Source organism: Pseudomonas sp. CFII68 (genome assembly GCF_000416195.1).
Taxonomy (GTDB): domain Bacteria; phylum Pseudomonadota; class Gammaproteobacteria; order Pseudomonadales; family Pseudomonadaceae; genus Aquipseudomonas; species Aquipseudomonas kilonensis.
Window position 1 is genome coordinate 166,398 of the sequence record NZ_ATLN01000017.1, and the last position, 10,001, is coordinate 176,398.

Genomic DNA, 10,001 nt, shown 5'->3' on the forward strand with positions numbered 1-10,001 from the left:
GTAGGCAATTATTTTATTTTCGACATATTCTGTCGCCCACTTATGCCCCCAGCGGATTCCCTTTGGTTGTACGGGACAAAAAACGATGGGGCATTGCTCGATGAACACATTCGATCAGGCCTTTTGGGCGTGGAGGGACGGTCATGCTGAAAGCCACCGATGTGCGGCTGAGCTATGGCGAACAGCAGATTCTCAACGGTGTCAGCCTGGATATTCCTGAAGGTTGTTTCACGGCGTTGATCGGGGCGAACGGGTGCGGCAAGACCACGTTGTTAAATGTGCTTGCGCATATGTTGCGGCCGAGTACGGGCGAGGTGCAGTTGTCGGGGAAGCGGCTGGGGCAGTATTCGCGTCGAACGCTGGCACAACACCTGGCGTTATTGCCGCAGCGCACGACATCGCCAGCCGGTATGAGTGTGCGCGAGCTGGTGATGCAGGGACGTTTCCCCTGGCAGACCTGGTGGCGCCAATGGTCCGAGCAGGATCAACAGGCCATTGACCGGGCCATTGACCTGGCGGGCATCCATCCTTTGCTTGATCGTTCCTTGGCCACCTTGTCGGGGGGGCAACTGCAACGCTGCTGGATTGCAATGACCCTGGCCCAGGACACGCCGGTGATCCTGCTGGATGAGCCAACGACATTTCTCGATATTGCGCATCAGATCACGCTGCTTGAGTTGCTGGTGGATCTTCGTGAGCAAGGCAAAACCATCGTGGCTGTACTTCACGACCTGAACCAGGCCGCGCGTTATGCCGATCACCTGGTGATGATGCGCGAAGGGCGTGTGCTCGCCCAGGGCGCACCTGCCAAGGTGTTCACTCGGGACAATCTCAAAGCGGTGTTCGATCTGGATGCGCACATCATCACCGACCCTTATTCCGGTGATCCGTTATGCGTGCCGCAGACGGGCCGAAGCCAGCCATTGGCTGTGCGGGAGGCGATGTGAGTCAGGGCTTACGGTTGCCGGTCTGGTTGGGCTTGTTGATGGCAATTGCCTTGACCTCGCTGCTTCATCTGGCCGTCGGCGCAAAGGACATACCTTGGCATGAAGCTTGGCAGGCCTTGGTCGCCTACGCGCCGGGCAATCCCGACCAGAGCGTCATCCGTGGCAGCCGCTTACCGCGTCTGCTGGTCGCGATGCTGGTGGGGGCCAGCCTCGGGCTTGCCGGTGCAATCATGCAGGCGGTGGGTGATAACCCGTTGGCCGATCCGGGCATTCTCGGCATCAACAGCGGTGCTGCGTTATTCGTCGTGTTCGGCTTGCTGGTGCTGCCGGGCAACAATATGTCGATGATTCCATTGTTTGCATTTGCGGGGGCATTGGTGGCCTCCGTCGGCGTCCTGCTGTTGGCGGGCCGGGGGCACAATCCGATTCGGCTGACACTGTCCGGAGCGATGATCGCGGCACTGTTCAGCGCCATTACCTCGATTTTGCTGCTGCTCGATCAACAGGGGCTCGACAGTCTGCGGCGCTGGCTTACCGGCTCCATCGGAGTGACCGGGGGCTCGATGCAGGCTTGGGTCTGGCCTTATGTCTTGCTCGGCATGTGCCTGTGCCTGGTGAACGTCCGTGCATTGAATGCTCATCGTCTTGGCCCGCAGGCTGCGGCCGGCATGGGTGTCAATCTGTTGAAAATGCGCGTGCTGGGCTTGGCATCGGTGGTGCTGTTGTCCGGGGGGGCAGTGGCTTTGGCAGGGCCTATTGGCTTTGTCGGTCTGGTGGTGCCTCATGCGGCGCGACTGTTGTTCGGCGATGATTATCGTCGACTGTTGCTGGCCGCCCCGTTGCTGGGAGCGTTGCTGCTGATTCTGGCGGATATCGCGGCAAGAACCGTGGTGCGTCCGTTCGAGCTCAATACCGGTATCGTGACGGCGCTTATCGGCGGCCCTATTTTTGTCGTGCTGGTATTGAGGAAGGTCAGATGATGCGAGCGGGATTGACCTTGCCCCGGGCGTATCCGTTGTTGCCTTGGATTGCGCGACCGATCGACTTGATTTCAGTGTTGTTGCTGATAGTTGCCGTTGTTGCATTGGCGCTGTACGCATTGACCGTCGGCAGCTACTCACTGAGTGTCGCCCAGGTCTGGCAAGCCTTGCTGGCGCCTGAGCAAGTCAATTCGACAATGCGCAACCTGCTCTGGGAACTACGGCTGCCGCGTGTCTTGCTGGCGGTCCTGGCCGGTGCCGCCATGTCCCTTGCCGGTCTGTTGATGCAGTCGTTGACGCGTAACCCGCTGGCGGCGCCGGGCCTGGTGGGCGTGGAGTCAGGCGCCAGCGTCACCATGTTGTTGATTATCGTGCTCTGGCCGGCGCTTTTGCCTCTGGAATTCTATCCATTGGCGGCACTGGCCGGAGGGCTGGCGGTGGCGTTCTTCGTTGCGCTGCTGTCCTGGCGCCAGGGCATCTCGCCGTTGCGCTTGATCCTCGTCGGTGTCGGTCTCACCGCGATGCTCAGCGCGGTGGCCGACCTGCTCATCACTTACGGCAATATCGATCAGGTGGAGTCGGCCCTGATGTGGCTTGGCGGCAGTTTGCACCGTGCCAGTTGGCCGCAGGTTCATAGCCTCGGCCTCTGGCTATTGGTGGCTGGGCTGCCGTTGCTGTTCTGTCATCGTCAGTTGAATCTGTTGCAGTTGGGTGAAAAAGTCGCACTCAGTCGAGGGCTGAATGTCACGTGGATCATGGTTTCGTTGTTGCTGTGCAGCGTCATGTTGACGGCGGCTGCAGTGGCGAACGTGGGCACCATGACGTTTGTCGGGCTGGTGGCGCCTCATCTGGCGCGACAGATGGCGGGTGACCGTCATGGCGCCTTGATCCCCTTGTCGGCCTTGGTCGGTGCGTTGTTGGTGCTGGCCGGTGACACGCTGGGTCGGGGGCTTTTGCCGCCCCTGCAGTTGCCCGCAGGGCTGGTTGTCGCAATCATCGGCGCGCCGTATCTGATTGTTTTGCTGGCGCGTCAACGCAGTCGCTGAAAACACGGCGACGCTCATTGGAAATGTGTGGAGGTAAACGCGTGCGGGACCGGGTTAAAGGTTTTTTCCGAGGTGTGCTTGGCATGCTATGTGTGCCGTTGGCATTGGTGGCTGTACAGGCTGGCGCCGCTGAAACCAAAGTGTTCGAGAACAGTTTTGGCCGAGTCGAGGTTCCCGTGGCACCGCATTGCATTGTGTCGTTGCATGACTTCAGCCTGACGGCCCAGTTGCTGGAGTTGGGGGTCAAACCCTGTGGTTCGACGGGGCGCAAAAAGCTGTTCTCGGACGTGTTGTTCCGCGGGACGCAGGAGCGGTTCGATGTGACGGGCATTCAGTATATCGGCTCGCACCAGGCGCCCGATCTGGAAGCCATTGCCGCCTTGAAGCCTGACTTGATCGTGGGTTTGTCCTATCACGCCGACCTCAAGGACAAGCTCAGCAAAATCGCCCCGGTCGTGCTGCTGCCCGCTCGGGAAAGCGACATCAAGACTTACGCCAAGCAACTCGCCGACCTGGTCGGCAAGCCGCAGCGCTATGCGGAAATGCTCAACGAATATCAATGGGTCGTCAGCGAGTTCAAGAAGCGCGTGAAAGACCCTTCGCGCATTACCGTCACGACGCTGGAAGTCTACAGCGATGGCTTTCAACTGATCGGTCGCGGCGGCATGGACGACGTCATCGGCGATTTTGGCCTGGGGCGTGTCGCCGCCTACCGCGAGGCGCGCCAAAACGTGCCTTACAGCCTGGAGCGCATCGGCGACTTCGACAGCGATTTCATTATTGACACGTATGAAGAGCTGCTCGACTCGGAAGCCAGCACAGCGGCGTTTCGTCAGTCCCCACAGTGGCAGAATCTGTTTGCAGTGAAGAATCGTCAGTTCCTGTACCTCAATCGCAGCCGCTACGCCGATACGATGCAGGGCCTGGTGGGTTCTGCCTATCTGCTGATGTCGCATATCGCCGAGCGCGAGAGCGTGCTGCAGGCCAAGTAAAACGTAGCATCTGCGATACAATCATCATTAATGACAATGATTCTCTATTGCAGGTGTTACTCGTTTGTATTAGTTTATGCTCTCGAAAAATACGCTGATCGCAATGGCGGGGGGCTTAAATGGAAAGCGGTTTGATGCGTGCACAGGTTCAATTCATGGATGTTGTACCGGGTAGCGAGCAGACCCTGCCGTTCATACTCCAGGCCCCGCTTGCCGGGGATGCCTGGCAAGCCAGCCGGGCGCAGATCCAGCAGGTCGTAGAAACTGAGTTGCCGCGTGCGGGTGGCATTTTGTTTCGCGGTTTTGCGTTCAAGGGAGAGGCGGACTTCGAGGAATTTGCTCGTAGCTTCGGCCATGAACTGCTGACCTACGACTACGCTTCCACCCCGCGCACCAAGCTCAACAACCGGGTATACACCTCCACCGAGTACCCGGCCCATCAGGTTATCCCGCTGCACAATGAACAGTCCTATTCGCTGAATTGGCCGATGAAAATCTGGTTTCACTGTATGCAGGCCTCGCAGGTCGGCGGTGAAACACCCATTGCCGACAGTCGCCTCGTTTACCAGCAACTCGATCCTGCTATCCGTCAGCGCTTTGCCGAGAAGCGCCTGATGTACGTGCGCAATTACGGCAATGGCCTGGACTTGCCCTGGCAACAGGCTTTCAGCACCGAAGACCGCTCCCAGGTCGAGCGTTTCTGTCGCGCCAGCAACATCGAGTTCCAGTGGACGGACGATGGCGAGCTTTCCACTCGCCAGGTCTGCCAGGCCGTTGCCCAGCATCCGGTGACAGGGGAGTGGGTGTGGTTCAACCAGGCTCATCTGTTCCATATCTCCAACCTGGCAGCGTCGGTGCGCGAGACATTGATCTCCATCGTCGGGGAGCAGGGCGTGCCGCGTAACGTGTTTTATGGCGACGGCTCGCCGATTGAGCTAGAGGCGCTGGAGCACATCCGCGAGGTCCTGCAACGCTGTCAGGTGAGCTTCCCCTGGCAGGCGGGTGATGTGTTGATGCTCGACAACATGCTGGTGGCTCACGGTCGTTCGACCTTCCAGGGATCGCGCAAGGTCGTGGTCGCCATGGCAGAGCCAGCCTCGGCAAGCTGATCGCCCCCACTTTCAGAAAGCCGTCGCACTGGGCGGCCTATTTCGAACAAGTACATTCAAGGACATCAAATGCTCGATCGCCTGATGCATCGCTGCTGGCTGCGTGGAATTCGCCTATCGATAGCCCAAGGTCAATTGATCGTTACGCACGGATCGCCGGGTGCGCTGGATGATGAGCTCAATGCCGAGCACCATGCACGCGACGCCGAAGTTCTGCAGTGGCTGCAACTGCACCCCGATTATTTTGCTGCCCGGCCCCTGACGGATAACGAGCAGGCGCTCTGGTTCCTTCAGCGTCTGGAGCCTGACAGCTGCGCCTATAACATTGCCTATGCCGGACGGATCAAGCCGCAGTTCGTTACCCAAGACTTGCCTCAACGCCTGCAGGACGCCTGGGTGACGGTCCAGCAGCGCTATCCGATGTTGTGCACGGCCTATGCCGAGCGCAACGGCGAGTTGTTGCAGTGGAGCCACCGCGAGCGGGTCCAGCCGTTGCAGTGTGTGGCCATGCAAGACGCGGGCGCAGAGACGTTGCAGCAACGTATCACTGAATCGGCCGATCTTCCCTTCAAGCTGGAAGAGGGTGACGTCAGTCGGGTCGTCCTTTTGAGCAACGCACGCGACGGCCATGTCGAGCACACCGTGCTATTGGTGATTCATCACATCGCGGCGGATCTGGCCACGTTCTACATTGTGCTCAATGAGCTGTTCGCATTGATCAACGATCAACCGCTGCCCGCCGTGAATCCCGACGCCTATCGCAACTACTGCAGTGATCTGCATATCCGCAGTGAAGCGGCCGAGCCCGTGGAACTGGCCTGGTGGCAGGCACAACTGGCCGAAGCTCCGACGCTGGAGTTGCCGACGGATTTTCCCTACGGCAGCAATCAGGCATTCAAAGGTGGGGAGTTGTCGGTCCGCTTCGATCCGGCCACCACGGCACGGTTTCGCACCGTAGCCCGAGAGGTGGGAGTGACGCCGTATGTGCTGTGGTTCTCACTGTTCCAGCAATTTCTCGGCGTACTGTCAGGCCAAGACGATTTCGTCCTGGGAACGCCCAGCGGTTGGCGCTTGCGACGCGAGCACGTCAATCTGCCGGGCTACCTGGTCAATCCGCTGCCGATTCGCTGCCGTCTGCGTCGGGATCTGTCCAGCGGCGACTGGGCCAGGCAGGTAGATGCCACCGTCAAGCAAGCGCTGCAGCACCGCCACTACCCATTCTCGCGCCTGGTCAAACAGCTGGATCTACCGCGCCAGGTGGGCAGGGCGCCGCTGTTCCAGCATATGTTCACGCTGAACAAGGAACGCATCGCGCCTTTCGAGCAGTACGTCGACCGCTTGCTGTCGGAGCAGCGAGGCGCGGCCCATGAACTGAACATGGTGATCATCGACGAAGAGGAGGGGTTCCTCTGCCGCTGGCGTTACAGCAAGGCGTTGTATCGCCATGAAACGATTGAGCGCTATCGGGATCAGTTCGTCGCCTTGGCACTCGCGGCGATCGAGCAGCCCAAAAGGCCGTTTGCCGAGCTCGAGTGGTTGGTGCCCGAGCAGCAGTCATTCCTGGGCGGGGAGGATGCGTCGGTCGCCGTCAGCAACGCCTGGCAGGCGTTCACTGGGCAGTGTGAGCGCAAGCCCCAGTCGATTGCTCTTCAGGATGAGCAGGGTACGCTCAGCTATGCCGAGCTGGGACGTGCTGTGGTCGCCCGCGGCGAACGCTTGCAGGAGGCTTTGAGCCTGGCCGGTGAACGCATTGCCTTGTGCCTGCCGCGCAGTCGTGAGTTGGTGATGCACATGCTCGCAACCTGGCAGTGTGGCGCGACCTACCTGGCCCTCGATCCGCAGTGGCCGCCGTCGCGTTTGCAGGCTATCTGTCAGGATGCAATGCCCAAGGTGTGGATCAGTGAGGGCGCGCGACCCGAGTGGTTGCCTGAGCAGGTTCGGTGGTTGGCGTTGCCGTCTGCGCACGTGTCCAGTGAGGCACCTTTGCGGGCGGCCCTGGCGGCCGATCTTGCGGCCTACGTGGTGTACACCTCGGGCTCCAGTGGCCGGCCGAAGGGCGTGAAGGTCAGCCAGGGCAACCTGATTCATTACGTCACCGGCTGCCTTGAACGCCTGAATCTGCCGGCCGATGCGAGTCTGGCGAGTCTGGCCAGTTGTGCGACCGACCTGGGGCATACAGCCTTGTTCGGCGCCCTGTTGAGCGGCCGCTGTCTGCGCCTGCTGGCCGAGGAACTGGCCTTCGACGCCGAGGAACTGGCTGCCGTGCTTGAACACCAGCCCGTCGACCTGTTGAAAATCGTGCCGTCGCACCTCAACGCCTTGTTGATCGTCAAAGACCCGCAGCGGCTGTTGCCGCGTCGATGCCTGGTGGTGGGCGGCGAGGCCCTGAGCCACGAGTTGGTGACACGCTTGCGTGCCTTGAGCGCGGATTTGCGCATCGTCAACCACTATGGACCCAGCGAAACCACCGTCGGGGTGTTGACCCATGAGGTCGATGCCAGCGGTGCCGCACCGTTGGGGCGGCCACTGGCCAATGTCCAGGTCAGCGTGCGCTCGTCTGATGGCGCTCTGTTGCCGATCGGCGTCAGCGGTGAACTGTACGTTCAAGGGGCGACCGTCGCCCAGGGGTATCTCAGTGCCACCGATGCCGATCACGCACGCTTTGGTGAGCACGGTTATCGCACGGGTGACCGCGTGCGACTCAATTACCAGGGGCAGGTGGAGTTTCTCGGTCGCCTCGATGAGCAGGTCAAGATCAGGGGCTACCGGGTGGAGCCGGCGGAAGTCGCGGCACAGTTACGCGCCATGCCTCATGTCAGCGATGTCAGGGTGCTCAACAGCCCCACGCCGTTGTCGGGCAATCGACTGGTAGCCTTCCTGGTCGCGCCGTCGGCCGCACTGGCCGAAATCCAGACGGCGCTGCAAGGGCAATTGCCGGACTACATGCAACCGACTCAGTGGCACTGTCTCGACGGCTTCGCCTTGCTGCCCAACGGCAAAGTCGATCGTCAGGCATTGTTGCGCCTGGCTGAGCAAACGACGGCGCCGCTGCAGGGGGCAGAGCCGTTGGGCGATCAGCCCTTGAGTACCGTGGAAACCGCGTTGCTGGACATCTGGCGGGCGATGCTCGGCAACCCCGAGGTGGGGCCTGATGACAACTTCTTTGCCTTGGGTGGCGACTCCATTCTTGGCCTGCAAATCATTGCCCTGGCACGCCAGCAACAGATTCTGATGACACCCAAGCAGTTGTTTGCCGAGCAAAGCGTGCGAGCCTTGGCCCGGGTGGTGCAGACACCACAGCGGACCCTCGAACAACGCCTTCTCGAAATCGCCCGGGAAATTCTCAATAACCCGGATCTGCGGGTAGACGACAATTTCTTCTCGGTCGGCGGCGACTCGATTCTGAGTTTGCAGATCATCGCCCGGGCCAAGCAACAGGGCCTGCAGCTCAAGCCCAAGCAGATCTTCGAATATCCCACCGTGCGCGGCTGGGCCGAGCAGGTGGTGGACCTTGGTGCAATGACTGCGCTGCCCGTCAGCGACGGGCCAGAGCTCACCACGGCTTTCGCCTTGACGCCGATCCAGGATTGGTTCTTTGCCCAGCAGCAAAACCTGGCCGAACACTGGAACCAGTCGCTGTTGCTGGCTTTGGACGAGCCACTGGATCAGGAGCGGTTTACCCAGGCCCTGGGCTCGTTGCTTGAGCGCCACGCCAGCTTGCGCCTGACCTTTGAAGCATCGGCGCAGGGCTGGCAACAACGCTATCAGCGTTTTTCCCAGGAACAGGTCAAAGCGCTGTTCCAGGTTGTGGAAGAACCCTTGAGCGAAGCCCTGCTGCAACGCTCGCAGCAGGGTTGGAACCTGGCCCAGGCACCTTTGATCCGCTGGGTGTACTTCCCCCACAGCCGGGAATTGCTTTGCACGGCCCATCACCTGTTGGTCGATGCGGTGTCGTGGCAGGTGCTGCTGCAAGAGTTGGAAGGCCTGTACCTGCAACCGAACATGGTTCTGCCCGCCGTCACGGCAGGTTTCCATGTGTGGAGCGAAGCTTTGCAGCGCCACCGCGGTGAGCCTGATGTAGTGGCGCAGGTGGAGTTCTGGCACGAGCAGCTGGCCGCCGAGGGCGTCGTACCTGAACAGGTCAGCTTGTACGGTGAGAGCCGGACGCTGGACACGCAATTGTCGGTTGAGCAGACGCAGTTGTTACTGGGCGATTGTCATGGGGCGTACGGCACCCAGGTCCAGGATCTGTTGGTGGCCGCGCTGGCCGGGACCATCGGCCAGTGGCAGGGGCGGGAGCGCGTCACCCTTGAATTGGAAAGCCACGGTCGCAGCGGTTGGGAGCAGAGCCCCGATCTGTCCCGCTCGATTGGTTGGCATACCAGCCGCTATCCGCTGGCCGTCGACACCTCATGGGATTGCGAACACTCGATCATCGCCGCCAAGGAAGCCCTGCGCCGCGTACCTGAACAAGGCATGGGTTACGGACTGCTGCGCCTCGACCCGGCCCATGGCCTGGGGGCGGCCTCGCTGCTGACCTTCAACTACCTGGGGCGGGTCGACCAATGGCTCGATGCGTCCAGCCTTTGGCGATTGGCTCGGCCGATCTGCCCAGGCATGCGCGCCGACAGCACCCGCCGCACGCATTTGCTGGATGTCACCGCGCTGGTGAACGAAGGTCGGCTGCATATCGAATGGCGTTATGCCCCGCAGGTCCACGAGCCAGCGTTGGTCCGCGAGTTGGCGCAGCAGTTCCAGCAGCGCATTGCGGCCTTGCTGGAGCACTGCCTGGCCCCCACGGCCGGTCGCGCCACGGCTTCGGACTTCGCCGACTCCGGCTTGTCCGACGATGAATTCCTGGGGCTGCTCGAACAACTCGAGCAGTGACATCTATTGCGCCCCCCCTACATTACAGGTTCGGATACCG

General features: G+C 60.8%; 6 protein-coding genes. All 6 read left to right on the top strand.

The annotated features are described in order from the left end of the window. The first annotated feature begins 143 nt into the window (after positions 1 to 143). On the top strand, positions 144 to 947 hold the full coding sequence (locus CFII68_RS24770; RefSeq protein ID WP_018600619.1) for an ABC transporter ATP-binding protein: 804 nt from the start codon (positions 144 to 146) through the stop codon (positions 945 to 947). Between the two features lie 14 nt (positions 948 to 961). Beyond that, a complete protein-coding gene (locus CFII68_RS24765) occupies positions 962 to 1,927 on the top strand; it encodes an iron ABC transporter permease (RefSeq protein ID WP_256211697.1) in 966 nt (321 codons plus the stop codon). Then, complete coding sequence (locus tag CFII68_RS24760; RefSeq protein WP_018600623.1) at positions 1,924 to 2,973, top strand: iron ABC transporter permease; 1,050 nt, start codon at positions 1,924 to 1,926, stop codon at positions 2,971 to 2,973. Before CFII68_RS24765 ends, CFII68_RS24760 begins: the two co-directional genes overlap by 4 nt. Positions 2,974 to 3,056: 83 nt before the next feature. Next, positions 3,057 to 3,965: an ABC transporter substrate-binding protein gene (locus CFII68_RS24755; protein WP_018600625.1), complete on the top strand. Its 909-nt coding sequence runs from the start codon at positions 3,057 to 3,059 to the stop codon at positions 3,963 to 3,965. 134 nt (positions 3,966 to 4,099) lie between these two features. Beyond that, on the top strand, positions 4,100 to 5,074 hold the full coding sequence (locus CFII68_RS24750) for a TauD/TfdA family dioxygenase (RefSeq protein WP_033062342.1): 975 nt from the start codon (positions 4,100 to 4,102) through the stop codon (positions 5,072 to 5,074). Between the two features lie 69 nt (positions 5,075 to 5,143). Continuing rightward, positions 5,144 to 9,961 carry a non-ribosomal peptide synthetase gene (locus tag CFII68_RS24745; RefSeq protein ID WP_018600629.1) on the top strand — a complete coding sequence of 1,606 codons (4,818 nt, stop codon included), beginning with the start codon at positions 5,144 to 5,146 and terminating at the stop codon, positions 9,959 to 9,961. Positions 9,962 to 10,001: the final 40 nt, after the last annotated feature.

What these genes read in the sequence shown, in the direction of transcription:
- CFII68_RS24770 (WP_018600619.1), top strand. Translation starts at nt 144, where the DNA reads ATGCTGAAAGCCACCGATGTGCGGCTGAGCTATGGCGAACAGCAGATT.
- CFII68_RS24760 (WP_018600623.1), top strand. Translation starts at nt 1,924, where the DNA reads ATGATGCGAGCGGGATTGACCTTGCCCCGGGCGTATCCGTTGTTGCCT.
- CFII68_RS24755 (WP_018600625.1), top strand. Translation starts at nt 3,057, where the DNA reads ATGCTATGTGTGCCGTTGGCATTGGTGGCTGTACAGGCTGGCGCCGCT.
- CFII68_RS24750 (WP_033062342.1), top strand. Translation starts at nt 4,100, where the DNA reads ATGCGTGCACAGGTTCAATTCATGGATGTTGTACCGGGTAGCGAGCAG.
- CFII68_RS24745 (WP_018600629.1), top strand. Translation starts at nt 5,144, where the DNA reads ATGCTCGATCGCCTGATGCATCGCTGCTGGCTGCGTGGAATTCGCCTA.